At 61.7% G+C, this 24,985-nt stretch carries 25 protein-coding genes; 9 read left to right on the plus strand and 16 right to left on the minus strand.

Annotated features, from left to right (window positions below):
• The first annotated feature begins 19 nt into the window (after nucleotides 1–19).
• Nucleotides 20–1,162, plus strand: a complete 1,143-nt coding sequence (locus Q0844_RS10525; protein WP_299044549.1) for a saccharopine dehydrogenase C-terminal domain-containing protein — start codon at nucleotides 20–22, stop codon at nucleotides 1,160–1,162.
• On the opposite strand, the gene Q0844_RS10530 is transcribed toward Q0844_RS10525, so the two are convergent.
• The 6 genes from Q0844_RS10530 to Q0844_RS10555 form a co-directional block, all read right to left on the minus strand.
• Nucleotides 1,159–1,482, minus strand: a complete 324-nt coding sequence (locus Q0844_RS10530) for a DUF3775 domain-containing protein (RefSeq protein ID WP_299044551.1) — start codon at nucleotides 1,480–1,482, stop codon at nucleotides 1,159–1,161. The two genes, Q0844_RS10525 and Q0844_RS10530, sit on opposite strands and share 4 nt — an antisense overlap.
• A 73-nt stretch (nucleotides 1,483–1,555) precedes the next feature.
• Entirely contained in the window at nucleotides 1,556–2,293 is a 738-nt protein-coding gene (locus Q0844_RS10535) for an SDR family NAD(P)-dependent oxidoreductase (protein WP_299044553.1), read from the minus strand.
• On the minus strand, nucleotides 2,290–2,871 hold the full coding sequence (locus Q0844_RS10540) for a DUF3833 family protein (RefSeq protein WP_299044555.1): 582 nt from the start codon (nucleotides 2,869–2,871) through the stop codon (nucleotides 2,290–2,292). The genes Q0844_RS10535 and Q0844_RS10540 overlap by 4 nt, the downstream gene beginning before the upstream one ends.
• Nucleotide 2,872: 1 nt before the next feature.
• Nucleotides 2,873–4,108, minus strand: coding sequence for an MFS transporter (locus Q0844_RS10545; RefSeq protein ID WP_299044556.1), 1,236 nt, complete (start codon nucleotides 4,106–4,108; stop codon nucleotides 2,873–2,875).
• Nucleotides 4,105–4,863 (minus strand): DUF1365 domain-containing protein, encoded by a 759-nt coding sequence (locus tag Q0844_RS10550; RefSeq protein WP_299044558.1) that lies wholly within the window; start codon nucleotides 4,861–4,863, stop codon nucleotides 4,105–4,107. The genes Q0844_RS10545 and Q0844_RS10550 overlap by 4 nt, the downstream gene beginning before the upstream one ends.
• Entirely contained in the window at nucleotides 4,863–6,164 is a 1,302-nt protein-coding gene (locus Q0844_RS10555; protein WP_299044559.1) for an FAD-dependent oxidoreductase, read from the minus strand. The genes Q0844_RS10550 and Q0844_RS10555 overlap by 1 nt, the downstream gene beginning before the upstream one ends.
• 230 nt (nucleotides 6,165–6,394) lie before the next feature.
• On the opposite strand from Q0844_RS10555, the gene Q0844_RS10560 reads away from it, so the two are divergent.
• The 4 genes from Q0844_RS10560 to Q0844_RS10575 all read left to right on the plus strand — a co-directional run bounded on the left by Q0844_RS10560 (nucleotide 6,395) and on the right by Q0844_RS10575 (nucleotide 9,236).
• The gene (locus Q0844_RS10560; protein WP_299045284.1) at nucleotides 6,395–6,919 is read left to right on the plus strand and encodes a sigma-70 family RNA polymerase sigma factor; all 525 of its coding nucleotides are present in this window, start codon (nucleotides 6,395–6,397) and stop codon (nucleotides 6,917–6,919) included.
• Between the two features lie 5 nt (nucleotides 6,920–6,924).
• Nucleotides 6,925–7,581, plus strand: a complete 657-nt coding sequence (locus Q0844_RS10565; protein ID WP_299044560.1) for a ChrR family anti-sigma-E factor — start codon at nucleotides 6,925–6,927, stop codon at nucleotides 7,579–7,581.
• 159 nt (nucleotides 7,582–7,740) lie between these two features.
• Nucleotides 7,741–8,619 (plus strand): phytanoyl-CoA dioxygenase family protein, encoded by an 879-nt coding sequence (locus Q0844_RS10570; RefSeq protein ID WP_299044562.1) that lies wholly within the window; start codon nucleotides 7,741–7,743, stop codon nucleotides 8,617–8,619.
• Entirely contained in the window at nucleotides 8,619–9,236 is a 618-nt protein-coding gene (locus tag Q0844_RS10575; RefSeq protein ID WP_299044564.1) for an inositol oxygenase family protein, read from the plus strand. Before Q0844_RS10570 ends, Q0844_RS10575 begins: the two co-directional genes overlap by 1 nt.
• On the opposite strand, the gene Q0844_RS10580 is transcribed toward Q0844_RS10575, so the two are convergent.
• From Q0844_RS10580 to uraH, 7 genes are all read right to left on the minus strand, one after another.
• Nucleotides 9,203–10,477: an adenylate/guanylate cyclase domain-containing protein gene (locus tag Q0844_RS10580; protein WP_299044565.1), complete on the minus strand. Its 1,275-nt coding sequence runs from the start codon at nucleotides 10,475–10,477 to the stop codon at nucleotides 9,203–9,205. The two genes, Q0844_RS10575 and Q0844_RS10580, sit on opposite strands and share 34 nt — an antisense overlap.
• Nucleotides 10,474–11,712, minus strand: a complete 1,239-nt coding sequence (rmuC, locus tag Q0844_RS10585) for a DNA recombination protein RmuC (protein ID WP_299044567.1) — start codon at nucleotides 11,710–11,712, stop codon at nucleotides 10,474–10,476. The genes Q0844_RS10580 and rmuC overlap by 4 nt, the downstream gene beginning before the upstream one ends.
• Nucleotides 11,709–13,514, minus strand: coding sequence for a DNA mismatch repair endonuclease MutL (mutL, locus tag Q0844_RS10590; protein WP_299044568.1), 1,806 nt, complete (start codon nucleotides 13,512–13,514; stop codon nucleotides 11,709–11,711). The genes rmuC and mutL overlap by 4 nt, the downstream gene beginning before the upstream one ends.
• Before the next feature lie 66 nt (nucleotides 13,515–13,580).
• A complete protein-coding gene (locus Q0844_RS10595; protein WP_299044570.1) occupies nucleotides 13,581–14,789 on the minus strand; it encodes a urate hydroxylase PuuD in 1,209 nt (402 codons plus the stop codon).
• A 119-nt stretch (nucleotides 14,790–14,908) separates the two neighbouring features.
• Entirely contained in the window at nucleotides 14,909–15,919 is a 1,011-nt protein-coding gene (locus Q0844_RS10600) for a cytochrome d ubiquinol oxidase subunit II (protein ID WP_299044572.1), read from the minus strand.
• Between the two features lie 5 nt (nucleotides 15,920–15,924).
• Nucleotides 15,925–17,313 (minus strand): cytochrome ubiquinol oxidase subunit I, encoded by a 1,389-nt coding sequence (locus Q0844_RS10605; RefSeq protein WP_299044574.1) that lies wholly within the window; start codon nucleotides 17,311–17,313, stop codon nucleotides 15,925–15,927.
• A gap of 321 nt (nucleotides 17,314–17,634) precedes the next feature.
• Nucleotides 17,635–17,994, minus strand: coding sequence for a hydroxyisourate hydrolase (uraH, locus tag Q0844_RS10610; RefSeq protein ID WP_299044575.1), 360 nt, complete (start codon nucleotides 17,992–17,994; stop codon nucleotides 17,635–17,637).
• Nucleotides 17,995–18,056: 62 nt separating this feature from the next.
• Here uraH and puuE point away from each other — a divergent pair, with 62 nt between their 5' ends.
• The 3 genes from puuE to Q0844_RS10625 are packed head-to-tail and all read left to right on the plus strand — an operon-like array spanning nucleotide 18,057 to nucleotide 20,762.
• Entirely contained in the window at nucleotides 18,057–19,478 is a 1,422-nt protein-coding gene (puuE, locus tag Q0844_RS10615; RefSeq protein ID WP_299044577.1) for an allantoinase PuuE, read from the plus strand.
• The gene (locus Q0844_RS10620) at nucleotides 19,475–20,284 is read left to right on the plus strand and encodes a bifunctional allantoicase/(S)-ureidoglycine aminohydrolase (RefSeq protein WP_299044579.1); all 810 of its coding nucleotides are present in this window, start codon (nucleotides 19,475–19,477) and stop codon (nucleotides 20,282–20,284) included. The genes puuE and Q0844_RS10620 overlap by 4 nt, the downstream gene beginning before the upstream one ends.
• Complete coding sequence (locus Q0844_RS10625; RefSeq protein ID WP_299044581.1) at nucleotides 20,271–20,762, plus strand: ureidoglycolate lyase; 492 nt, start codon at nucleotides 20,271–20,273, stop codon at nucleotides 20,760–20,762. The genes Q0844_RS10620 and Q0844_RS10625 overlap by 14 nt, the downstream gene beginning before the upstream one ends.
• Before the next feature lie 75 nt (nucleotides 20,763–20,837).
• Here Q0844_RS10625 and Q0844_RS10630 read toward each other — a convergent pair whose 3' ends face one another.
• The 3 genes from Q0844_RS10630 to Q0844_RS10640 are packed head-to-tail and all read right to left on the minus strand — an operon-like array spanning nucleotide 20,838 to nucleotide 23,415.
• Complete coding sequence (locus Q0844_RS10630; protein ID WP_299044583.1) at nucleotides 20,838–21,599, minus strand: ABC transporter permease; 762 nt, start codon at nucleotides 21,597–21,599, stop codon at nucleotides 20,838–20,840.
• Nucleotides 21,596–22,378, minus strand: coding sequence for an ABC transporter ATP-binding protein (locus Q0844_RS10635; protein WP_299044584.1), 783 nt, complete (start codon nucleotides 22,376–22,378; stop codon nucleotides 21,596–21,598). The genes Q0844_RS10630 and Q0844_RS10635 overlap by 4 nt, the downstream gene beginning before the upstream one ends.
• 29 nt (nucleotides 22,379–22,407) lie before the next feature.
• Complete coding sequence (locus Q0844_RS10640) at nucleotides 22,408–23,415, minus strand: ABC transporter substrate-binding protein (RefSeq protein ID WP_299044586.1); 1,008 nt, start codon at nucleotides 23,413–23,415, stop codon at nucleotides 22,408–22,410.
• Between the two features lie 184 nt (nucleotides 23,416–23,599).
• Here Q0844_RS10640 and Q0844_RS10645 point away from each other — a divergent pair, with 184 nt between their 5' ends.
• A complete protein-coding gene (locus Q0844_RS10645; protein WP_299044588.1) occupies nucleotides 23,600–24,949 on the plus strand; it encodes an aminotransferase class III-fold pyridoxal phosphate-dependent enzyme in 1,350 nt (449 codons plus the stop codon).
• Nucleotides 24,950–24,985: the final 36 nt, after the last annotated feature.

Consider the following 24,985-nt stretch of genomic DNA (forward strand, 5'->3'; position numbering starts at 1 on the left):
GACAAAAAAGGACACCGAAATGACCATCCATTGGTGCGGCACCGGCCTCTCAGCCGTTCCCGGTCTCAAGCGACTGATCGAACTGGGCTATCCGGTTGTGGTGTGGAACCGCACGGTGGACAAGGCACAGGCCGCCATCGGCAGCTACACCTCGGATATCCGCACCTTTGACCTCAAGGCGCTGACATCTGCATTGACGGCGGGCGATACGGTGGTGTCGATGCTGCCCGGGGACTGGCACGTGCCGTTGGCACAGGCCGCTATCGACGCACAGGCGCATTTCGTCTCTTCCAGCTATATCGCACCAGAGATGCGCGCCCTGGACCAAAAGGCCAAAGAGGCCGGCGTGGCCGTGATCAACGAAGTGGGGCTCGATCCCGGCATCGACCACCTCATGGCGCATCATCTCGTTGCGGCTTACAGAAACTCGAACGCCTATGACGACGCCAACCGCATCAGCTTTACGTCCTATTGCGGCGGCATACCGAAACACGCCAACCCGTTCCGGTACAAGTTCAGCTGGGCACCGGTGGGCGTGCTCAAGGCGCTCAGGTCACCCTCAACGTCGATCCGTGCGGGCTCGGAACTGACCGTGACTAAACCGTGGGACGCGATCACCTCTTACCTGGCTCCGCTGCCCCAACCCGAGACGTTCGAGGTTTACCCGAACCGCGACAGCCTGCCCTTCATGGCCGAATACGGGTTTGACCCGAAATGGGAGGTCCACGAATTTGTCCGTGGAACCCTGCGCCTGAACGGCTGGGCCGAGGCCTGGAAGGACGTGTTTGCCGAGATCGAGACCAACCCGACCGACGCGCGCCTTGCAGAGATGTCCGACGCGATGCTTGCCGACAACAGCTATGACAAAGGCGAACCGGACCGCGTGGTTCTGTGTGTCGATCTGAAGGCGGAAAACGCCACAGGGACCGTTTGGCACCAAACCTATGTCATGGACGCTTGGGGCGATGCACGCGGCACCGCCATGGCACGGCTGGTCTCCGTCCCCGTTTCACTGGCGGTGCAAGCGGCACGGGTGGGCGCGATCAAGCCCGGTGTGCACGCTGCCCCATCAGACCTGCATCTTGTGGCGAACTGGATGGACGAAATCGCACGGCTGGCCCAACATCTTGGTGTCGTCGATCACGTCAACGTTCAGGCCTAGCGCAGCAACGCATCCTCGGCGTCACCCAGCGGCTGACCAAGGGCTTCCATGCCTTCCTCGATGTGATCCGCGAAATGCGGCGTGCCAAGCAGGTAATCCGCGCACGGGGTCGAGGCTTCGGCTTCGGCCGTTTCCAAGGCCTCGGTCCAATCCGTCACTTCGAATGCGCCGCGGCCGATCCACATGATTGCGACCAGTTCGGCCTGTTCATCCGTGCCGAGCCGATCAATCAATCCGCGCAATTCGCCCTCGGCCCGTTCCAGTTCGCGGCCCATCAGTACAACCTGCGCCACCACGGCGCGCTCAATTTCAAGGTCCATGTTCAACCCTCCTGCTGCACTGTCGTGCAGGCAGAAACGTCATGCCTTGATCCGCATCAAATGCCGGGCTGTGTCAGGCGAAAATCCGGTAGTAAAGCCAGTCCGGCAGGAATTGCGACCCCCGGAACAGAAGTGAAAAGAAGGTCGGAAAGCTCTTTTTGAAGCTGTCGGTCAGCATCAGTTCAAACATCTCGCGCGCGGCCTGCTCCGGCTCCATGATGAACGGCATCTTGAAGTCGTTCTTGTCGGTCAACTGCGTCTTGATGAAGCCCGGATTGGCGACCTGAACACGCACGCCGGTCGTGCGCAGATCGGCATACATGCATTCGGCCAAGGACATCGTCGCCGCCTTGGACGCTGTATAGCCAATGGATCGCGGCAACCCGCGAAACCCGGTCAACGATGAGGTGATGACGATGTGGCCTGCATCCTTTTCCACGAAGTGCGGCACGACCTGACCCAACACGCGCATGAAACCGGTAAAATTAACATCCGCCATGGTGGTGGCCTGTTCGGCGTTCCAGTCACGGGCCGAAAACGGCCAGTACACTCCTGCCAGCAGCACCAGCCCGTCAATGTCACCCACAGCCTCTGCCGCCGCTCGGACGCTGGCGTCATCGGCGATATCGATGGTCTGGTACGATGCCTTGCCGGGCAATTCCGCGACCAGCTCTTTCAGCTTGTCCTCGCTTCGCGACGACACGATCACTTCAACCCCCGAACGGCTCATGCAATGGGCCAAAGCGCGGCCAAGCCCGTCTCCTGCACCAATCAACCAATATCTCTTGCCGCTCAGTGTCGTGTCCGTCATGCCGCTTCTTTCATCTCTTCATTGGCGGGGCGCATGGTCGCCACAAGTTCTGCCACCTTGATCCCGTACTTACGGAACTGTGACCGGTTCACGATGGTTCCATTCGGCGCAAGGTACATCCAGTCCACGGTGTCCAGCACATGCCCACCCGACGCCTCGGGCAGGCGGAACTTGTACTTCAATTGGACCGAACTGCCGGTTTGCTGCCCGGTGCCGTCGCCCACCACATCGTCCGCGCGTGCAACGATCTTGCCATCGTTGCCAATGGTCAACCGCCAGGCCCGCGTCTGCTGCGATCCATCGTCGTAGGTGAACACCTCGTCCATGGTGCCGCTGTTGCCTTCCCATTTGCAGTCGAATTCGCCCACGAAGCGGGACGACACGCGCCCCGTCGGGCCAAAGATCACGCCCTCGCAGATGATCGGACCATTCAGATGCGTTCGCACATCGAATTGCGGACCGTGCCCGGCGGCATAGTCATCCGGGCTTTGCGCGAGGAAATCGGCATAGCGCGATCGCGTCCAGCCAAACATCAACACGACGGCGGCACCCAAAAGGGCAAAGATCAGTCCATCCATGTCAGGTCTCCTTCAGGTCTGTCGTCGCAAGCAGCGCAATGGCGACAACCTTGAGGCCACAAGGCACGGCCGCATAAAGCAGCGTGAGAAGCGCAAGCGCCTCGGGCGGGTGAATGGCAGCACCACTGTCGAACCCGGCCCGCTCAAGTGCGGGCAGCAGGGTGACGGCGGCAAAGGCCAGGGTAAATTTCGAAACAAACGACCACAGTCCGAACCCTTCGGCGGCCGAGGGGCTGATCCGCGCCATGCGGCTGGCAAACACAGCTGGCAGCACGGTCAGATCAGCCCCAAGCGTCGCCCCCGACAACGCACAAATGATCGCAAAGGCAAGCCAATCGCCCGGACCCAGCGTGACAGCCCAGCCAAAGGCCGCAATGGCCAGGACCATCGCCGCAAGCAGCACGGGTTTCGGGCCGTAGCCTTCGGCCAACCGGCCCCAGATCGGCGCCGCCAAGGCCGCGGACAAGAAGAACAGAAGCAAAAGCGGCCCCTCAAAGCCAGGTGCCTCGAGGCGGCTTTCGACAAAGAACAGGAACAAGGTCGAACTTACGGCGACGGGTGCGGCGTTGACCAAGGCGATCAACAACAACTTGCGGGCCAGCGCGTCCCCCAGCACAGCCTTGAACCCGACCGACGGGGGCAGGCCATCGCTGACCCATTCGCCGCGCATCATCACAACCGCCGCCAGCGCCAGAACCAGAAAGCCGACGGCAAAGCCTGCAAATGGGGCACCGATAAAGCCGCCCAACATGACAGGTGCGATCGCCGCCACGCAGACCCCCAGCAACGCGCCAGTCTCGCGCCAGCGGGCGAGCATGAGGTGCCCCTGGCCCGGCAGACGATCAGCCTTGACCACCCCCTGGGCATAGAAGTTGATTGTCAGGAAACTAAAGGCCGAGAACACGCCCGTCAGCATCAAGGCAAACCAGATCAACGGCGGCAACAGCGGCGGCACCGCAAAAAGGCCCAGCATGGACAGCGCCATAACCGTGCATCCGATCAGGACGGCGACGCCCCGGCGCGACCGCAACGCTTCGGACATGCGGCCAAACAGCGGGTCCTGAACCACGTCCAGCAACCGCAGACCAAAGAGAACGGCGCCCAGCGCAGCAAGCGACACGCCGTATTCATCGACATAGAACTTGGGCGCGTGGATGTAGATCGGCAGCCCAGCCGCACTCAGCAACGCGGCGAAAACCGCGTATGCCGGAAGCTTTTGAGGCTGGGCGTTGTTCACCGCGAGACCTCATCGGACGGGGGCAGTGGGCGGGCGCGGTATGTCGCACGTTTCCACCACAGCTTGAGCGCCTGCCAATGGATCAGGGCCAGCACGCGGCGCGAGCCAAAGGGGCGGCGCAGGGCCGCACGCAGGATGCGCCTGTTGGTCAGCGGACAGCGCTGCCCGGTCAGGGTGGCAATCAGCCCGCCTTCGCCGCGAGAATAGTCGATCCAGACGCCGATCCGATCCTCGCGAATATCGAAACGAAATTCATACCCGCCTTCGACCGGCTGGAAGGGCGAGACATGAAAAATCTTGGTCGCTTGCATCCGGTCATCGGCCGCAATGGGGCGCAGGTCAGAATGGTTCACAAGATAGCTGTGCCGGTCGCCAAAGGTGTTTGTCACCTCGGAAATGACGGCAATCAACGTGTCGTCGTCGCGGCGACACAGCCAGAAGCTGACGGGGTTGAAAACGTGCCCCATGACCTTGGGCTGGGCCAGCAATTCGATCCGGGCCACACCGGTGATCTGGTGCGCCTGCAGCACCTCACGCACCCACGCGGCCCCGCGCCCGGCCTTGGGCGGGCCGCCGTGATCGACATCATCAAGTCCCATGAGCCCGCGCGTGTTCCGCCCAAACAGGCGCGGCACGCGCAACTCGGCCTCTGCATCCAGGAGCATGTAATCCACCGAGTAGCGAAAGGCGTTCTCGATGGCCCCCTTGCGCCCGTGATAGGTGACGCCAGCGATATGATCGATCGTAGCGGTCATTATTCCGCAGCTACCTGCAATTGCGGCGTCCGCAACAACGCGCGGGCCACGTCCAGACCGGCGGTCAGACCGTCCTCGTGGAACCCGTGGCGCATCCATGCACCGCAGTACCACGTGTGATTGGCACCGTTCATGGCGCGAACCTGATCCTGCGCGGCCAAGGCGGCCAGGTCATAGACCGGGTGCCGCAGCACTGTCTGGTCATAGATCAACTCTTCGCGGATCGTCCGCTTGGTGTTCAGGGTCACGAAATGCATGTCGTCCTTGGGGATCGGTTGCAGCGAATTGAGCCAGTAGGTCAGATCGATGCGGTCCGACTGCGCGCCCCTGTCCTCGGTATAGACCCAGCTGGACCAGACCTGCCGCCGCGCGGGCATGATGTTTTGGTCGCGGTGCAGGATGACATCGTTGGGTTGGTACTTGACGGCACCAAGGGCGGCCCGTTCATCGTCCGTGGGATCCTCCAGCAGGCGAAGGCTGTCATCGGAATGGGTGGCAAGGATCACCTCGTCAAACATTTCCCAGTCCCCGCCCCATGCCTTGACCTGGCCCCCGCCGGCGGTGCGGCGTACGCCTTGCACGGGCGCGCCAAGGCGGATGTCCACCCCGTTGCCCAGCATCGCCGCCTCGATCCGGCGGACGTATTCGATAGAACCGCCGTCAACCGTATACCACTGATGCTGCCCCGTCGCATTCAGCAAGGCGTGATTTTCAAAGAACTGGATCATGGCATGGGCCGGGAAATCCATGATCTTGTCCACGGGCGTGGACCAGATCGCGCCGCTGAGGGGAAGGAGGTAATAGTCGCGGAACCAGTCGCCGGTGCCCATCACGTCCAGGAACTGTGCGATTGTGCGCGTGCGGTCTTCGTTCGCGACCCGCAATGCATTTCTGTTGAAGCGCAGGACATCACGCACCATGCCAAGGAACTTGGGGTTCACAGCGTTGCGGCGCTGGGCAAAGAGTGCATCGAGGCTTGCCAGCCCGTACTCCAGTCGCCCGCCATCAATGGACGCGCCAAAGCTCATGTTGGATTTGACAACCGGCACATCGAGTTCGTCAAACAGGTGCGCCATGTTGGGATAGTTGGCGTAGTTGAACACCAGAAAACCTGTATCGACAGGCTGATCGCCCCGCTTGCCCGCCATGATGGTTCGGGCATGACCTCCCAATCGCGGCTCGGCTTCGAACAGGGTGACGTGGTGATCAGACGCAAGGGTATGGGCGGCCCCCATTCCCGATATCCCACCCCCGATTACGGCAATGCGTTTCGGTGCGGTGGCAGCAGTTTCAAATGGCATAAGGTGTCGGGTCCTGTGCGTCTTTGCGGTGTGTTTTGTGTACGGGTCATTGACGCAAGCGGATGCACAAAAACCAGACATTTATTTTTGATCCAAACCGGTTTGTGTGGCGTAGACGGTTCATGTTTGCGGGTTTAGACACGTCTGAAACGATATTTCAGCCATCCACCGGGGGCTCTCCCGGGGCGGCGACAGGACCGGCACTCATGCAAGACAGCGACGGAAAGCGGATGCAGTGGGTCGACCACATGGTTCGCATCCGTGACACGCAGGATCAGGCGGCATTTGCCGCGCTGTTTGAACATTTTGCCCCGCGGGTCAAAGGGTTCCTGATGAAGTCGGGCGCGGATGCGTCGCTGGCGGAAGAATGCGCGCAAGAGGTCATGGCGACCTGTTGGCACAAGGCGCATATGTTTGACCCCGCGCGGGCCTCGGTGGCGACCTGGATCTTCACCATCGCGCGGAACAGAAAGATTGACGTGCTGCGCAAGCAGCGCCGACCCGAGCCCGAAGATCTGGGGTGGGGTCCCGAACAGGAACCTGATCAGGCCGACATCATGGCCTTGCAACAGGAAAGCGAACAGTTGGGTCAGGCGATCTCGGAATTGCCGCCAGCCCAGCGGGAACTGATACAGAAGGCGTATTTCGGGGACCTGTCCCACAGTGAAATCGCCGATCAAACCGGTCTGCCCCTGGGTACGATCAAATCAAGGATTAGGTTGGCGCTGGAACGACTGCGCCACGCGATGAAGTGACGGATATGGAACAAAAGATCACACATCACCTGACGGACGAGATCCTGATGGCATATGCAGCCGGGACGCTACCCGAAGCCTTCAATCTGATGGTCGCGACCCATGTATCGCTCTGCGACACGTGCCGCGCGGCGGTCGAGGCATATGACATGCTGGGAGGTGAGGTCTTGGCCCTGCCCCCGGGCAATGACGTTTCGCTTACGCCCGGCAGCCTTGCCGCGACGATGGCCCTGATCGCAGGTGGCGCAGCGGACGAAATTCGTACATCGCGCCGCCATGATCCGGTGTTGCCACAACCGTTGCACGACTATGTCGGTGGTGGCATCGACGCTGTCAAATGGCGGTCCGTCGGCATGGGTGTGAAGCAAGCCATCCTGCCCACGTCCAGGGATGCATCGGCGCGACTGCTGTACATCCCCGCAGGAACCGCGATGCCGGATCACGGCCACCACGGAACCGAGATGACGATGGTCCTGCAAGGGGCGTTTCAGGACGAAGACGACTATTTCGCGCGTGGCGACGTCGAAGTGGCAGACAGCGATCTGCACCACACCCCGGTGGCGGATATCCACGAAGACTGCATCTGCCTTGCCGTGACAGACGCCCCGTTGCGTTTCCAGGGGCTTATCCCCAAGATCGCACAGCGCTTCGCCCGCATCTGATCGACGGGGGGCATCTCGCCCTCACCTCCGCCGCGTCCGACACCGCGGTCAGGCGAACGTGGTGTCAGGCAAAATCCGACCAGCGCAATGTCGCGGTCGGTACAGACCTGAGCCCAAGCTGAGCCATCCTGATGCCGATGCAAAAGATCGGTAGGCCCCATGCGCGAGACGCTCTTACTGTCAGACGGTCGTTTGACCCCCACCCTGCAGGATCAGTACTGGCGTGACGGGTTTCTGTTTCCGCTGCCCGCCATTTCGGCCGAGGCGGCCAAGGCAGCGCGTGCTGAGCTTGAAGCCATCGAAGCCCAATACCTGACCGCCGACTTGCCCCACGCGCTGAACACTTACAAACGCGTCAACGCGCATGTCGTGTTGCCAATGGCGGCCCGGGTGGCCCGCGACCCGGCGGTATTGGACGTGATCGAAGGCATTCTGGGCCCCGACATCCTGATTTACTCGACCGAGTTCTTCATCAAAGAGCCCAACACAACGCAGATCGTGTCGATGCACCAGGACCTAACCTATTGGGGGCTTGGCGCCATTGACGGCCTGGTTACCGCGTGGATTGCCCTGTCACCTGCAACACCTGCCTCGGGCTGTATGGATTTCGTCGCCGGCAGCCACAAGAACGCGATCCTCGAGCACGAAGACAGTTTTGATCCCAACAACCTGCTGTCCAGAGGGCAGGAAGTGAAAGTGGACGTGGCACCCGAAGACAGGACCGCCATTGAAATCCACCCCGGACAAATGTCGTTGCATCACGGCCTGACGATCCACGGCTCAGGCCCCAATACGACGGATGACCGGCGCATCGCCTGCGTTGTCCGCTACATCCGGCCCGACATGGCGCAACAGGTCGGCACCCGGGATTACGCGACGCCGGCACGCGGCACCGACACCTATCACAATTTCACACATGTGCCCGTGCCCACCACCAACTTTGCCCCCGACGCGCTTGCGCTTTACGACGACATTCGCAGGGCCCAAGCCAAGGTGATGATGAAAGACGCCAAGGCCAGCACGGAGATCTATGCCTGATGGACCACGTGAAATTCACCGCGATGAAGGACGGCGACAAGGAAGACTACGACTTTCTGACGAAACACGAGGTTGAGTATACCCGCGGCACCGCTGACCGCTTGCTGGCCGCCCTGGAAACGCTGGATGACAGCCTGTCCGGCTATCAGGTGACCCGGCTGGGCCATTCGGTGCAATCGGCCACGCGGGCATGGCGGGACGGGGCGGATACCGATTGGGTCGTTTCGACCTTGCTGCATGACATCGGGGACATCTTTGCCCCGTACAACCACGATGAATATGCGGCGTCGATCCTGAAACCCTTTGTGCGCGAACAATGCACCTGGGTCGTGGAAAAGCACGGCGACTTCCAAATGATCTATTATGGTGAACATGTGGGCGCGAACCCGCACAAACGCGACGCATATCTTGGCCACCCTTACTTCGATGACTGCGTGACATTTTGCGCGCGTTGGGACCAGTCCAGCTTTGATCCGGACTATGACGCTCTTCCGCTGGCGTTCTTCCAGAACATGGTGCGAGAGGTTTTCGCGCGCGTGCCCTACGATCCGGCGGTCATGTTGCCGGGCGTGCGCGCCCCGCTTCAGGACCCGGAGGTGGCCCGCGCACGCGCTTGAACCTGGGTCATGCCCCAGGCCGATATCGCCCCTTGACGCCCCGGCAAGACAAGCGACGGAAAGTGCTGCCACCCTTCTTCGCGCTGGTCCAGCGCCTGCATCACATCTTCGGAAATCAACAGCGCCATGGCCTCGGTCTTGGTGGCGGCTTCCAGCCGGGCCGCGACATTCACCGTATCGCCCAGAACGGTGTATTCCAGCCGTCCTTCATCGCCGACAACACCGGCGAACACCTCGCCCAGATGGATGCCAATACCAAGTCGCGCTTCGGAAAAGCGGATCAACAAATCATGTGAAAACGCAACCGCACATGTCGCGGCATCGCCATGCGTATCATCAAAGACCACCATCGCCCCGTCGCCAACGAACTTGTCCACAATGCCACCTGTCGCGTCGGCAGCCTTGGAAATGCAGCCCCGGTACCGGGCCAGGAAGGCCGACAGGTCCGGGACGGCCATCGTTTCCGCCAGCGCGGTAAAGCCCCGAATGTCCACGAACAGAACGGCCATGCGCTGCTGCCGCCCCGCGCGCATCGCATCAATCCCACGTGCGGAAAGCTGGTCATCCAGTTCAGACGGCAAGAACCGGGTCAACTGGCCCCGCGCCTCCGCCTCGTCAATCGATCGACGCAAAAGGGCACGGATACGCGTGGACGCGGCAACCAGTACAACCGCAGCCAACGCAATCATCACGATCCGCACGATGTTGGGCGGCCAACCGAAAAGGAAAACCAACCCCGCGCGCGCCTCGGCTTCGGACGCGATGAAGGGAATGGTCAGGATCGCCGCAAAACCGGCAATCAACACAAGCGACATGCAGGCTAAAAGCGCGGGGTTGAACCGCAGCGCACCGCAGGCCAGCACCACCGGGATCAGCCAGATCGTGGGAAAGGCGGAAATGAACTGACCGGACAGACCCATGTTCGACAGGCTCAGCCACGATCCCAACAGGATGAACACGCAGTCGATAAGCGCCGAGGGCCAGGCCATCCACGCCTGAAAACGTCTGGCCCGGATCAGAAGGATGATGCCCAGCCCCAGCACGAAATAGCTGCCCATGGTCATCGCGGCATAGATCAGTTGCAGTTCCAGAACGGCCGAGTCCGGCAAGCCCGTCAACGAGACCGTCACAAACAGAACAACAGCCAGCGATGACGAGATAATCAGACGCAGGACGCCGATGAACCACTCGGCCTGTGCTTCGGCCTCGAAAAAGATGCGTTGCGCCTGCGGCGTCGTCATTCCGCCGCCGGGGGTCGGCTGTTCAGGGCAAGGGTTGCCTCATCCTCAATTTCTTCGAAGTCGAAGTTATCAAGCCTGTTTGCGCGTTTGCCTGCCTTCTCTGCGCTGATCTTGATGTCTTCGATATCCTTGGACGCCTGGCTGAAATGTCGGTCCAGATTGCCCACACGGGTGCCCAAGCGATCCACATCTGCGACCAGCATCGACAATTCCTTGCGAATGGCCCCCGCCTGTTCGCGCATGCGCGCATCCTTGAGGATCGCGCGCATCGTATTCAGCGTCGCCATGCAGGTGGTGGGCGACACGATCCACACCCGCTTGTCGAACCCTTCGCGTACCAGATCGGGAAAGTTGGCGTGCAATTCGGCATACACGGCCTCGGACGGCAGGAACATCAATGCGCCATCTGCCGTCTCGCCCTCGATGATGTACTTGTCCGAGATGTCGGCGATATGTTTCTTCACCGCCGTTTTCATCGCGGCCACGGCCAGTTTCAAATCGTGGTCCGTGTCGGCCTGTCGCAGCGCTTCGTAGGCTTCCAGCGGAAACTTGGAATCGATGACAATCGGACCCGGCGGGTTTGGCAGATGTACCATGCAGTCCGCCCGCTTGCCGTTCGACAAGGTTGGCTGCCAGGCATAACTGTCCCTGGGCAGCGCCTTGCCCACGATATCACGCAACTGGATCTCGCCGAACGCGCCACGGGTCTGCTTGTTGGACAGGATATCCTGAAGGCTCAGGACATCGCCCGACAGCTTGGTGATGTTGTCCTGTGCCTTGTCGATGGCGGCCAGCCGCTCTTGCAACTGCGTCAAGCTGGTCGTGGTCTGCTTGGATGACCCGTGCAGGGTCTCTTTCATGCGTTCCTGCATCTCGGTCAGGCTGCGCTGGGACCGCATCGCGTTGTCGGCCAGCCGGTCCTGCATCTGCTGCTGGACCGAAGCCAGGCGCATCTCGACCGTTTGGGCCAGTTGGGCTTGGCCGTTGGTGGCGGTGTCGGACACCGTCTGGATCGACGCGCGCAGCCCTTCCTGACCTTGTGCCAGACCTTGAACATGCTGGCCCAGATATCCCAGTTGCTGGGCCAGCGGCTCTGCCGCGCGTGCCGACCGGCCCGCAGCCCGCAGGGCAAAGATCAACAGGACAACGATCAAAAGCAAAACGCCGGCGGCGATAAGCGCCGCCAAAACCAGCGGATCGCTGGTGTCCAAGGTGGTGTCGCCAATCTGGATCATGTGCGCCCGAACAGCCGTTCGATATCGGCCAGTTTAAGTTCAACGTAGGTTGGTCGCCCGTGGTTGCATTGACCGGAATGGGGCGTCGCCTCCATCTCGCGCAGGAGCGCGTTCATTTCTTCGGCCCGCATCCACCGACCCGAACGGATCGACCCATGGCAGGCCACACGGGACAGGATGGCCTCGACCCGCGCCTGTACGGAGTGCGAGGACCCGAGATCGGCCAGTTCATCCAGAATGTCATGGATCATCGCCTTGGCATCGACCTCGCCCAAGATGGCCGGGGTTTCACGCACGGCGATGGCATCGCCGCCAAAGGCTTCGATCCCAAGGCCGAACCGCGCCAGATCATCGGCGATCTCAAGCAAACGCGCGCAATCGCCCGAAGACAGGCTGACAATCTCGGGGATCAAAAGCGCCTGCGCGGCCACGCCATTCTCGGCCATCTGGCGCTTCAGCTTTTCATAGACCAGCCGCTCGTGCGCCGCGTGCTGATCCACGATGACCATCCCCGTGGCCGTTTGCGCAACGATGTAATTCTCGTGCACCTGCCCGCGCGCCACACCCAGTGGCAGGTCCCGAGGGTCTTCGACAACCGCAGGCGTTTCGACAACCTGCGCGCTGAAATCCTGGGCCATCTCTGCAAAACCGGACGCTACGGGATCACGCGGCCCAAGGCTGGGCCGGTCCATCTGGTACACCCGCGGCGCCGTCGGTTCGGGCCGCATGGCATCCAGTGTCGCGCCTGCCACCGTGGTAGAGGCGCGGTGCCCCGCGTCGGCCAAGGCGTGGCGCAGGCCTGATACGATCAGGCCACGGGCGATCGCCGGGTCACGGAACCGCACCTCGGATTTGGCAGGATGCACGTTCACATCGACAAGCTGCGGATCGCAATCGATGAAAAGGGCGGCCACCGGATGGCGGTCACGGCTCAGAAAGTCGAAATAGGCGGCGCGCAAGGCACCGGTCAGCACCTTGTCCTTGACCGGGCGACCATTCACATACAGGAACTGCGCCACCGCAGCCCCCCGGGAATAGGTCGGCAACGCGGCAAAGCCTGTCAGGTGCAGACCGTCCCGTTCGGCATCAATGGCAATGGCGTTGTCGGTAAAATCCTGTCCCAGAACATCCCGCAAGCGCCCCTTGAGCGCGGACAGGATGTCGCCGCTCTGGGCTTCAACCTTGAAGACGGTCCGCGGGTCGTTTGACACCTCGCGCAGTTCGAACCGGATAAACGGCTCTGCCATGGCAAGACGCTTGATCACATCCGTGATCGCCTGGGCTTCGGCCCGGTCGGTGCGCAGGAACTTCAGGCGGGCCGGCGTGGCGTAGAAGAGGTCGCGCAGCGTGATGACCGTCCCGCCGTTCAACGCGGCGGGTTTGACCGTACTGACTGTGCCGCCCGACACGCTGATTTCAGCGGCGGTTTGGCCGCTGACGCGGCTGCTGATCGTCAGTCGCCCAACGGCCCCAAGGCTTGGCAGTGCCTCGCCCCGGAAACCGAAGGTATGAATGTTCAACAGGTCCGTGCCGTCGATCTTGGACGTGGCGTGGCGCGCGAGGGCCAACGGCAAATCATCCGGTGCGATGCCACAGCCATCATCTGTGACCCGGATCAGGGTCTTGCCCCCGTCAGCCACATCAATCGCGACGCGCGTGGCACCTGCATCAATCGCGTTCTCGACCAGTTCCTTGACGGCCGATGCGGGCCGTTCGACCACCTCGCCCGCCGCGATGCGGTTGATCGCAGCCTCGTCCAACTGCCGAATGACAGGACGTATGTTGGGGGCATGGGAGTTCATGCCACAACACTTAGCATGGACACCTGCGATTCGACCATGCCGGTTTTGGCGGACGACACGTCCGACCTACGATTTGGTCGCCGCCCGATACCACGCGATGATCGCAGCCCGTTCATCATCTTCCATGTAGCTGAGATTGGCCGGAGGCATGGCGTGGCTGACCCCTGATTGCAGGTACACGGCGCGGGCCTGTCGGGTCAGATCGGCCTTTGTTTCCAGCACGACCCCTTTTGGCGCCCAGTGCAGCCCGGGCCAGACCGGTTCAACCGCATGGCACATGCTGCACCGACCCAGCACGATGTCATGGACGCGGTTGAATCCATCGGCTTGGGCGAACCGGGTTGCCACCGCCGCCTCGCGATCCGTGGACGGCGCGGTACTGAGCCAGGCAATCAGGATGAAGAGGATCACCGTCACCCCCCATGTCCAATGCGGGTTGCCCTTGCGCGCATGATGCGTGTTGAACCAGTGCCGGATCGTGACCCCCATCAGAAAGACAAGGGACGCGATGACCCAGTTCCAGTCGCTCGCAAACGCCAGCGGATAATGGTTGCTGAGCATCAAGAAGATCACAGGCAAGGTCAGGTAGTTGTTATGTGTCGACCGTTGTTTCGCGATCTTGCCATAGAGTGCATCAGGCGCACGTCCCGCCATCAGGTCTGCCACCACGATCTTCTGGTTCGGAATGATGATGAAGAACACGTTGCCGGACATCAGTGTCGCCGTGAACGCCCCCAGATGCAGAAGCGCGGCGCGGCCTGTAAACAGTTGCGCATAAAACCACGCCATAGCGACCAGGATCGCAAAAAGCGCCACCATCAACACGGTCTGGTCCGCCTCGACGAACAGCTTGCACAGCGTGTTGTAGATCACCCACCCTGCCGCCAGCGACAGCACCGAAATGCCAACTGCCTGCCACACGGCAAGGTCCATCACATTGGGATCAATCAGATAGAATTCGGCGCCCAGATAATAGACCAGAACCAGCAGGATAAACCCGCTGATCCAGGTCCAATAGCTTTGCCATTTGTGCCAGATCAGCCCGTCGGGCATCCCCGCAGGCGCCACCAGGTACTTCTGGATGTGATAGAACCCGCCGCCATGGACCTGCCATTCTTCTCCGTCCGCGCCGCTTTTCAGGTTGCGGTCCCGGTGCAGACCCAGGTCAAGCGCAATGAAGTAAAACGACGACCCGATCCATGCGATGGCCGTGATCACATGCAGCCAGCGCACCGCGAATTCCAGCCACGCGCCCATGACGGCAAGGTCGTACATATCGGCTTCCTTTCGTTCCCGCGCGCCACGTTAGATGCGGCACGCGGGATGCGAAAGGGGTTTGGGGCGCTGCCCCCGGCCTGCGGCCTCCCCCGTCGTATTTTCAGTCGGAAGAAGCCCTAGTCGTAGCGCAATTCAGCGGCCTTGCCCTTGAACACCCAGTAGGCCAGCGCGGTGTAGCCGCCAATCATCGGGATAACCACGACTGCCCCCACAAGGATGATCATCAGGCTCTCTGGCGCACTGGCCGCCTCGTAGATGGTCAGCTTTTCCGGCACCACATAGGGGTAGAAGGAGTAGGCAAGCCCGCCAAAGGCCAGAATGAAGAGCACAATGGCAAAGGAGAACGGCCCGCGCGCACCCGCATCTGTCGGATTGGGCAACCGTTGCAGCGACCGCCACAGCAACAGCACCATCACGCCCGACAGGATCGGCAACGGTGCCAGATAGATGATTTCGGGAAAGGTGAACCACTTGTCAAAGATGCGGGGGCTGACCAGAGGCGTCGCAAGTGACACCGCCCCGAGCCCCAGCACCAAGCCCCAGATGCCACCCTTGGCCCATCTGACAGCCTTGAACTGCAACTGTTCCTCGGTCTTGAGGATCAGCCAGCACGCCCCGATCATCGAATAGGCCACGGTCAGGAAGACGGCCGTGATCATGGCAAAGGCCCAGGTCCCCAGCGTGCTTTCCAGCCCCATCACGTATTTCCCCAGCATGAACCCCTGGCTGAGCGAGGTCATGAGCGAGCCCGCGAAAAACAGCCAGTTCCATGTGGCCTTGTGCGGAGTGGGCGCCTTGACCCGAAACTCGAACGCGACGCCGCGCAGGATCAGACCGATCAGCATGATGGCGACCGGCAGGTACAGCGCTGTCAGGATCGTGCCATGGGCCGACGGGAAGGCCACCAGCAACAAGCCAATGGCCAGCACCAGCCAGGTCTCGTTCGCATCCCAGAACGGGCCGATGGACGCGACCATCGTGTCCTTTTCCGCGTCTGTGGCGAAAGGGAACAGAACCCCCACGCCCAGGTCAAATCCATCAAGAACGACATAGACCAGGATCGACACGCCCATCAGCGCCGCGAAGGTGAAGGGCAGCCATTGTGCCGGATCGCCAAACAAGTCCATTCACTTCACTCCGCCGGCACTTCGCGTGCGATGGCCTGGCCCGAAAGCGGTGTGCGGGGCCGCGGCACATCACCATCTACCGCCTTGCGTGCGAGGAAAAAGAGCACACCGATATAGGCGGCCAGCAGCAGGACGTAAATCGACAGATACGCGCCCAAGGTTGTGCCCACAAATGGCGCGGGCACATCGGCCACCGCCTGTTTCGTGGTCAGCACACCCTGCACAAGCCACGGCTGGCGCCCGATCTCGGTCGTGTACCATCCAGCCAGCGTTGCAACCCAGCCCGAGAAGGCCATTGGCACCATGGCGTAGTACATGACGGTCGGGATGCCTTCGGGCCCACGCGTCTTGCGCAGCATCAGGATCGCGCCCGCCCAGCTCAGGAACAGCATAGCAAAGCCCGTGCCGACCATGATGCGGAAGGACCAGAAAACGGGGGCAACGGGCGGGTGCAGCACCTCGCCATCTTCGGTCACGAAGTCATTCAGCCCCGGCACCACACCGTCAGCTTTGTGCTTGAGGATGATCGATGCCATGTTCGGAATGCCCACTTCCATCCGGTTCTCGCGCGCCGCTTCATCCGGGATCGCAAACAACAGCAACGGCACGTTGGATTGCGTTTCCCAGTTGCCTTCCATCGCCGCGACTTTCTGCGGCTGGTATTCCAGCGTGTTCAGGCCGTGCAAATCCCCCATCAGGATCTGCACGGGGATCAGCATCGCCCCCATGAACACACCAGTTTTCAGCGTAACGCGCACCCCTTGGCTGCGGTCCCCCAGCAGCCAGCGGAACGCGCTGAGGCCCGCAATCAGGAAGGCCACCGTCAGGCCCGACGCCAACATCATGTGGGCAAAGCGGTAGGGCATGGACGGGTTGAATATGATTTCGAACCAGCTTGTGGCAAACGCCACGCCTTCACGCATCTCGAACCCTTGGGGCGTGTGCATCCAGCTGTTCAGAACGATGATCCAGAAGGCCGACATGGTCGTGCCAAAGGCCACAAGAAACGTGGCAAGCGTGTGCAACCAACCGGGAACACGGGAAAACCCGAACAACATGATGCCAAGGAACACCGCCTCAAGGAAGAAGGCTGTCATGATCTCGTAAGCCAGCAAGGGGCCCGCGATATTGCCGACCGTCTCCATGAACCCGGGCCAGTTTGTGCCGAATTGGAAGGACATCGTGATGCCCGACACAACGCCCATGGCGAAGGACAGGGCAAACACCTTCACCCAGAAGCGGTATGCATCCATCCAGCGCACATTGCCTGTCGCGTTGAAACGCAGCTTGAAGAACAGCAGCACCCAGCCCAAGGCGATCGTGATCGTCGGAAACAGGATGTGAAACGATATGTTGGCCCCGAACTGGATACGGGACAGCATGAGGGTGTCCATAAAAGGTCTCCGCCCAAGAAATATGTTACGTGGCGTGTCTTGCGATCGATATAGAACTTGGTCAGCCCGGATCAGCAGGGGTGCGACAGGGTGCACATGCGCGTTTTGTCACAGAAGGTTGCGCGGAAATTCAGAGCCGACGACGCGCCAGGTGCAGTGCGATCAAATGAGTTGGCACATGCGGACGATGTTGGCTGTGAGGGACGATTGAACCGCTCACCGCAGCAGTGTCGATGGCCGCCATAAACCAGAAGTCGACGCGGCCTGTTCCAACACTGTGCTCGATCGCCTCAAAGACAATCCGATCACGGGCCGTTCCAATCAACTCCCCCGATATGTCGAATACCCATAGGGCGAGAGCAGCAAAGGCACGTGGTAATGCGCCTCTTCGTCGGTGATGCCGAAACGGATCGGAACCTGGTCGAGGAACTTGACCTCGTCCGTCGTCAGCTTGTGCCGGTCCAGATATTCCCCACAGAAAAAGATCAACTCGTACTGCCCCTGCTTCATCTTGCCTTCCGGCAAAATCGGCGCGTCGGTGCGGCCATCGACGTTCGTTTCGGCCTCGGCGATCTTTGAGTGGCTGTTGCCTGAGACGCGGTAGAGCGCAATTCTGATCCCGGCCGCCGGCACCCCGCGCGCGGTGTCGAGAACGTGGGTCGTGAGGTATCCGGCTGCCATTGCATCCCACCTTGTTTGGTCGCAGATTGGCGGCATCTCACCTTGATTGTCTGGGGAAGTCCATGGCCGAGTTGCCACCACGGTATCCGCGCGATTTTTACGGGCACGGCCCGGACCGGCCCGATGCGGCGTGGCCGGGCGGCGCGCGCGTGGCCGTGTCCTTTGTTCTGAACTACGAGGAAGGGGGCGAGAATTGCCTCTTGCATGGCGATGCGGCGTCAGAGGCGTTCCTGTCCGAGATCGTGGGCGCAGCACCGTGGCCCGGGCAGCGGCACTGGAACATGGAAAGCATCTATGACTACGGCGCGCGCGCCGGGTTCTGGCGGCTGCACCGGCTCTTCACCGATGCCGGCATTCCCGTGACGGTCTATGGCGTGGCGACGGCCCTCGCCCGGTCGCCCGCGCAGGTCGAGGCGATGCAGAGCGCCAAGTGGGAGATCGCGTCGCACGGGCTGAAATGGATCGACTACAAGGATCACTCAGAGGCGGATGAAGCGGCAGATATGGATGCGGCCATTGCCTTGCACACAGAAGTGACCGGAGAGGCACCGCGCGGCTGGTATACGGGGCGCTGTTCTGTGAACACCGTGCGTTTGGCGGCGGCGCGCGGTTTTGACTGGATCAGTGACACCTACGACGATGACCTGCCCTATTGGGCGCGCCTTGGTGACCGCGATCAGCTGATCTTGCCCTATACGCTGGATTGCAACGACATGCGCTTTGCCACGCCGCAGGGGTTCAACGCGGGCGATCAGTTCTTTGCCTATCTGCGCGACACCTTCGATGCGCTGTATGCCGAAGGCGCGGCGGGGCGGCCCGCGATGATGTCCGTGGGCCTGCACTGTCGGCTGATCGGGCGGCCCGGCCGGGTGCAGGCGCTGCGCCGGTTCATCGACTACGTACAGGGGTTCGAGGGCGTGTGGTGCGCGCGTCGGCAGGACATTGCGGCGCATTGGGCTGAAACGCATCCGCCGGTTCCGGCGCGCGGGTGGCACATGTTGGATCGCGCGGCTTTTGTCGAAACCTTTGGCGGTATCTTTGAACACTCGCCGTGGATTGCAGAAGGCGCGCACGCACTGGAACTGGGCCCGGCCCACGACACGGCCCAGGGTTTGCACAACGCCCTGTGTCGGGTGTTCCGCGCGGCGTCTGACGAACAGCGGTTGGATGTTTTGCGCGCCCACCCGGACCTCGCGGGCAAGCTCGCCGCAGCCAGGCGATTGACGGCTGAAAGCACGGAAGAACAGGCAAGCGCCGGTCTCGATGCCTTGACAGACGAAGAGCGCCACCAGTTCGATGTGATGAACAGCACCTACGTGGCCAAGCACGGCTTTCCCTTCATCATCGCCGTCAAGGATCACGACAAGGCGGGCATTCTCCGCGCATTCGAGCGGCGCATCGGCAATGACAGCCAGACCGAGATGGCAGAGGCCTGTCGTCAGGTCGAGCGTATTGCAAGGCTGCGGCTGGAGGCACTGCAATGACCTATGCCTTCCCCCCCGGCGGGCTGCCAAGCCAGAATGAACACCCCGAAAGCACAGCGGTGTTCACCGAAAGCTATGCCGTCATCCCCGCATCCGTGCAGCGCGACATCGTGACATCCTTCCTGCCCGGATGGGACGGCACACGCGCATGGATCCTGGCCCGCCCAATGAGCGGCTTTGCCGAAACCTTCGCCCAATACGCGGTCGAACTTGCGCCCGAAGGGGGCAGCAACGACCCGGAACCGGATATTGATGCGCAGGCGATCCTGTTTGTTGCACACGGCACGGCCCACCTGACGCTTGGGGCCGATCTGCATGAATTACAGGCTGGCAGCTTTGCCTACATTCCACCCGGCGCCCGCTGGACCCTTTGGAACCGGTCCGATCAATCCTGTGGCGTGCACTGGATCCGCAAGAAATACGTGCCCGGTCTGGGGCTAAGCCTGCCGGACGCGGTGGTGACCCACGATGCAGATGTCGCGCCAGCAGCGATGCCGGACTGCGGCAACCTGTGGGCGACACAACGGTTTCTGGACCCGCTGGACCTGCGCTATGATTGCCATGTGAACATCGTGAATTTCCAACCGGGCGGGCGCATCCCCTTTGCCGAAACGCATGTGATGGAACATGGGCTTTACGTGCTGGAGGGGACCGCCGAATACCTGCTGAACAAGGATTGGGTGACGGTGGGGCCGGGTGATTTCATGTGGCTGAGGGCCTTCTGCCCACAGGCCTGCATCGCAACGGGCGACGGGCCTTTCCGCTACCTGCTCTACAAGGATGTGAACCGGCATGTCGCGCTTTGACATCACCGCGCAACCTTTGACGGCCCACGCTTTTGCGCCCTTTGGCGATGTGCTCGATTGCGCGGGCGATCCCGACAAGATCATCAATGCCGGCCTGTGCGGGCGATACCATGACCGGGCCCGGCTGGATTTCAGCGATGGACGGGCCGGGATAAGCCTGTTCAAGGCACAGCCACGCAGCCTGCCCTACACGCTGGATCTGCTGGAACGACACCCGGACGGATCACAGTGCTTTGTCCCCATGTCGGAACATCCGTTCCTGATCACGGTGGCCCCGGATCAGAACGGCAAACCGGGGCACCCGCAGGCATTCCTCACCGCCCCGGGCCAAGCGGTCAATATCCACCGCAATACGTGGCATGGCGTGCTGACGCCGCTGCACGCGCCGGGTCTGTTCGCCGTGATCGACCGCATCGGCGATGGCGCAAACCTCGAAGAGGCCCACCTCGATACATCTTTTGCCGTTTCTCTTGGCTAGAAATATCCCGGGGGAGTCCGAAGGACGGGGGCAGAGCCCCCTAAAACATGTCGTGCGCGTATGCGCTCCGCAGGATTAACCGGGATTGCGTTCGGCCCAGCCCGCGAACGCCTTCTCCAGCGCCACGACGACATAATACAAAACAATCCCCATCAACGCCAAGGCGATCAGCACCGCGAACATCAGCGGGTAATCCGCGCTGATCTTGCCGCTGTCAAAAAGATGCCCCAGACCGCGCCCATGCGGCTCGACAATCTCCATCAGGTTGGTGCCGATGAAGGCCAAGGTCACGGCCACTTTCAGGGCGCCAAAGAATTCGGGCAACGTCTTGGGCAGCGCGATCTTCCAGAAAATCGTGAACTTCGACGCACCAAGCGAGGCGAGGATGTCGCGGTACTCCGGCTCAAGCGTCGACAGGCCAATACTGACGGACACGGCAATCGGGAAGAAACTGATCAGAAAGGCGATCAGGATCGTGTTCATGTCGTGCTGTCCCACGAACATCAATGCGATGATCGGCACCACGGTGGCCTTGGGAATGGCGTTGAACCCCACCAGCAGCGGATACAGCGCGTCGCGCATTGTCTTCGACAGGCCCATGACCATGCCAAGGAAGACGCCGAACACGACGGACAGCAAAAGCCCCACGACCGTGCGCCACAACGTGTCCCATCCATATTCAAAAAACAGGCCGCGGAACTTCCAGAAGGCGGGCCAGATATCGCTGGGGGACGCCATCTTGTAATTCGGCCAGCCATTGACCCAGACAAGCCATTCCCAGAACACGCCAAAGATAACGAGGGCGGCGAGCGGTACGCCGACTTGGCGAAGCGTCATGCGGCGTCCCTTCCCTGGGCGATGCGGATCTGCTGGCGCAGCACGTTCAGCGCCTCCGCGCTTTCGGGGGTGTAGAGCATTTCGATGTCGCGGGGCCCTTCAAGGTGCACATCCATCACGTATTGCGTGCGCGCCGGCCGGCCCGACAGCACGATGACCTGGTCGGCCAGGAAGATCGACTCGCGCAGGTCGTGGGTGATCAGCACGCCGGTAAAGGGTTCCTCGGCCTTGACCTTGTGCATGGTCTGCCAGAGGTCTTCCCGCGTGAAGGCATCAAGCGCGCCGAAGGGTTCGTCGAGGATCAGCACCTCGGGCTTGTGCACAATGGAGCGGCAGAGCGAGGCGCGTTGGCGCATGCCGCCGGACAGTTCCGAAGGGCGTTTGTCCTCGAAGCCGCTGAGGCCCACGAGGTCGAGCAGGTGCCGTGCGCGCTCTTCCTGTTCACGCTTGCTCATGCCCGTCGACACGATTTCGAGCGGCAGCATGACGTTTTGCAGGATCGTCCGCCATTCAAGCAGCACCGGGTTCTGAAACGCCATGCCGACGGTGGACTTGGGGCCCTTGACCAGATCGCCATGCAGCCAGACTTCGCCCGCGTCCGGTTTCATCAGGCCCGCCACAAGGCGTGTGAGCGTGGACTTGCCGCACCCCGAAGGGCCGACAACAGCGGCGAACCCGCCTTCGGGCACGGACAGCTCCAGCCCGTCCAGAACAGGCAGCGGGCCCGAGGGGGTCTTGTAGGCGTGGCGCACGCCCTTGATGTCGATGAGATTGCTCATGTTCGTCCTTGGGGCGTGCGCGTTTTTGATTACTTCAACTTCCGCGCGTCTGCGGCGGGCAGGTACGCGTCGGTGAAGTACAGGCTCGCGTCCGGCGCGTTCTGGAACTCGTAGGTTTCCGCCAGTTGCCCGAGGGCGGTTTCCATGCGCGCGGCATCCACGCCGCCCATGCCGTTGGCGGCGACATTTTCGGTCAGCACGTTGGCATCGATGGCCAGTTGCAGGCGGCGCTGTTCCAGCGCGGCGTCAGCCGCCGGGTTCCGCTCGATCAGGCTGGCGATGGCGGCCTCGGGGTTCGCAATGGCGTCTTTCCACCCTGCCGCGATGGCGGTCAGGAAACCCGTGACGATCTCCGGGTTTGCTTCGGCGAAATCGGTGTTGACGATGATCGCGTTGCCATAGAGCTCAAGCCCGTGATCGGCCATCAGGATGGTCGAGATGTCGTCCTCCGGCACGCCCAGACGCACGAGGTTCAGAAAGGACGAGAACGAAAAGCCGGTGACAGCGGCCACGTTGCCTTCGGCCAGCATCGGCTCGCGCGTTGGGAAGCCCACGGGTTCCACCGTGATCTTGTCCACGTCAAGGTTGTTTGCGGTCGCGAAGGCCGGGAATTGCGCCCATGCGCCATCCGGGGGCGGGGCGCCCAGAACGCGGCCCTCAAGGTCCTTGGGCTCGGACACGCCAAGCGACTTGCGGCCCACAATGGCAAAGGGTGGCTTGTCATAGACCATCATCACCGCCGTCACGGGTGCACCGGGGTTCTGGTCAAGGAATTTCACAAGGCTGTTGATGTCGGCAAATCCCATGGGGAACGCGCCCGAGGCCACCTTCGGGATCGCGTCGAGCGAGCCCTGGCCCGCAGAGATTTCCACGTTGAGGTCGGCGGCACCAAAATGGCCGTTGTCGATGGCGGTGAAATAGGGGGCCGCGGGTCCTTCGAATTTCCAGTCGAGTGCAAAGGGCACATCGGTTTCCGCCATGGCTGCCGAGGCAAGCGTGGCAGTGGCCGCAAAGGCGGCGAGGGTGCGTTTGAGCATTGGTGTCTCCCGGTTTTTATCTGCGCGACGTTAGTGTGCCGTTCGCGTGGACGGAACGGGTCGCGTCGTTTTCTCTGGGCGGGGACTGTGCGGTGTGCTGAAAAATTATGCAATCGCTTTCAATGTGGATTGTGTGAGGGCCGTGTTCGTGGCCTTGTTGCAAGACAGCCGAGGGAGTCCCGAGATGAAAGACGACAATTTCCTGCGCGCCAACAACGCCCGCCACATGTGGCATCCGATGGGCCACCCCGGCGAGGCGATGGCCCATGCCCCGACCATCATCACCGGGGCCGAAGGGTCCGTGATCGAGGACATCGACGGGCACAAGACCGTGGATGCCGTCGGTGGCCTGTGGTGCGTGAACCTTGGCTATTCGAACAACGCGGTAAAGGACGCGATCGCCAAGCAGCTTTATGATCTGCCCTACTACTCGGCCTTTTTCGGCACGTCCAACCCGACGGCGATCGAGGCGTCCTATGCCGTGCGCGCGTTCTTTGAGGCCGATGGCATGGCGCGGGTGTTCTTTACGTCCGGCGGCTCGGATTCGGTCGAAACATGTCTGCGACTGGCCCGGCAATATCACCGCATCAAGGGCGCGCCGGGGCGCACCAAGTTCCTGTCGCTGAAAAAGGGCTATCACGGGACCCATTTTGGCGGCGCATCCGTGAACGGCAACAACCGCTTCCGCATCGCCTATGAGCCGCTGATGCCCGGCTGTTTTCACCTGCCGTCGCCCTACCCCTATCGCAATCCGTTCCATGAAACAGACCCGGCGGTGCTGGCCCAGAACATCGCCGCCGCCATGGAAGATGAGATCCAGTTTCAGGGACCCGGCAGCATTGCCGCCTTCATCATGGAACCCATTCAGGGGGCAGGCGGGGTGATTGTCCCGCACGAGACCTTCATGCCGCTGATGCGCGAGATCTGTGACCGGCATGGGATCCTGATGATCGCGGATGAGGTGATCACGGGGTTTGGCCGGACCGGCGACTGGTCGGGGTCTCGGCACTGGGGCGTGCAACCCGACATGATGAGCTGTGCCAAGGGCATCACCTCGGGCTATTTTCCTGTGGGTGCGGCGCTGATGAGCGAGGCGGTGGCCGACGTGTTCGAGAAGGCGGACGCCGATGGCGCGATTTTCCATGGCTACACCTATTCCGCCCATCCCGTGGGCGCGGCGGCGGTGACGGCCTGTCTGGACGAAACCTTGCGGCTGGACACCAGGGCCAATGCGGGGCCGCGCGGCGCGCAGCTTTATGACGGGTGCGTGGCGCTGATGGAGAAACACAGCGTTGTGGGCGATGTGCGGGGTGGGCATGGGTTGATGACCGGGGTGGAACTGGTCGCGGACCGGGCGACCAAGACGCCGCTGGATGCCGAGACGCTCAAGCGCATTCACAAGGCGACGTACGAAGCGGGCGCGATGGTGCGGATCGGGGGCAACAACATCATGATGTCGCCGCCGCTGGTCGTGACCGAGGACGAGATCGCGCAGGTTGTGCGCGCCTTGGATGCCGGGTTGGCAGCAATTTGAGCGACGGATGGTTCAAGCTGGGGCAGTTCGCCGCGC

Source organism: uncultured Tateyamaria sp. (assembly GCF_947503465.1).
GTDB lineage: Bacteria > Pseudomonadota > Alphaproteobacteria > Rhodobacterales > Rhodobacteraceae > Tateyamaria.

Bases quoted from the DNA above. Each gene is read 5' to 3' on its own strand.
- Q0844_RS10525 (WP_299044549.1), top strand. From the start codon at position 20: ATGACCATCCATTGGTGCGGCACCGGCCTCTCAGCCGTTCCCGGTCTC.
- Q0844_RS10530 (WP_299044551.1), bottom strand. From the start codon at position 1,482: ATGGACCTTGAAATTGAGCGCGCCGTGGTGGCGCAGGTTGTACTGATG.
- Q0844_RS10535 (WP_299044553.1), bottom strand. From the start codon at position 2,293: ATGACGGACACGACACTGAGCGGCAAGAGATATTGGTTGATTGGTGCA.
- Q0844_RS10540 (WP_299044555.1), bottom strand. From the start codon at position 2,871: ATGGATGGACTGATCTTTGCCCTTTTGGGTGCCGCCGTCGTGTTGATG.
- Q0844_RS10550 (WP_299044558.1), bottom strand. From the start codon at position 4,863: ATGACCGCTACGATCGATCATATCGCTGGCGTCACCTATCACGGGCGC.
- Q0844_RS10555 (WP_299044559.1), bottom strand. From the start codon at position 6,164: ATGCCATTTGAAACTGCTGCCACCGCACCGAAACGCATTGCCGTAATC.
- Q0844_RS10560 (WP_299045284.1), top strand. From the start codon at position 6,395: ATGCAGTGGGTCGACCACATGGTTCGCATCCGTGACACGCAGGATCAG.
- Q0844_RS10565 (WP_299044560.1), top strand. From the start codon at position 6,925: ATGGAACAAAAGATCACACATCACCTGACGGACGAGATCCTGATGGCA.
- Q0844_RS10570 (WP_299044562.1), top strand. From the start codon at position 7,741: ATGCGCGAGACGCTCTTACTGTCAGACGGTCGTTTGACCCCCACCCTG.
- Q0844_RS10575 (WP_299044564.1), top strand. From the start codon at position 8,619: ATGGACCACGTGAAATTCACCGCGATGAAGGACGGCGACAAGGAAGAC.
- Q0844_RS10580 (WP_299044565.1), bottom strand. From the start codon at position 10,477: ATGACGACGCCGCAGGCGCAACGCATCTTTTTCGAGGCCGAAGCACAG.
- rmuC (WP_299044567.1), bottom strand. From the start codon at position 11,712: ATGATCCAGATTGGCGACACCACCTTGGACACCAGCGATCCGCTGGTT.
- mutL (WP_299044568.1), bottom strand. From the start codon at position 13,514: ATGAACTCCCATGCCCCCAACATACGTCCTGTCATTCGGCAGTTGGAC.
- Q0844_RS10595 (WP_299044570.1), bottom strand. From the start codon at position 14,789: ATGTACGACCTTGCCGTCATGGGCGCGTGGCTGGAATTCGCGGTGCGC.
- Q0844_RS10600 (WP_299044572.1), bottom strand. From the start codon at position 15,919: ATGGACTTGTTTGGCGATCCGGCACAATGGCTGCCCTTCACCTTCGCG.
- Q0844_RS10605 (WP_299044574.1), bottom strand. From the start codon at position 17,313: ATGGACACCCTCATGCTGTCCCGTATCCAGTTCGGGGCCAACATATCG.
- uraH (WP_299044575.1), bottom strand. From the start codon at position 17,994: ATGGCAGCCGGATACCTCACGACCCACGTTCTCGACACCGCGCGCGGG.
- puuE (WP_299044577.1), top strand. From the start codon at position 18,057: ATGGCCGAGTTGCCACCACGGTATCCGCGCGATTTTTACGGGCACGGC.
- Q0844_RS10620 (WP_299044579.1), top strand. From the start codon at position 19,475: ATGACCTATGCCTTCCCCCCCGGCGGGCTGCCAAGCCAGAATGAACAC.
- Q0844_RS10625 (WP_299044581.1), top strand. From the start codon at position 20,271: ATGTCGCGCTTTGACATCACCGCGCAACCTTTGACGGCCCACGCTTTT.
- Q0844_RS10630 (WP_299044583.1), bottom strand. From the start codon at position 21,599: ATGACGCTTCGCCAAGTCGGCGTACCGCTCGCCGCCCTCGTTATCTTT.
- Q0844_RS10635 (WP_299044584.1), bottom strand. From the start codon at position 22,378: ATGAGCAATCTCATCGACATCAAGGGCGTGCGCCACGCCTACAAGACC.
- Q0844_RS10640 (WP_299044586.1), bottom strand. From the start codon at position 23,415: ATGCTCAAACGCACCCTCGCCGCCTTTGCGGCCACTGCCACGCTTGCC.
- Q0844_RS10645 (WP_299044588.1), top strand. From the start codon at position 23,600: ATGAAAGACGACAATTTCCTGCGCGCCAACAACGCCCGCCACATGTGG.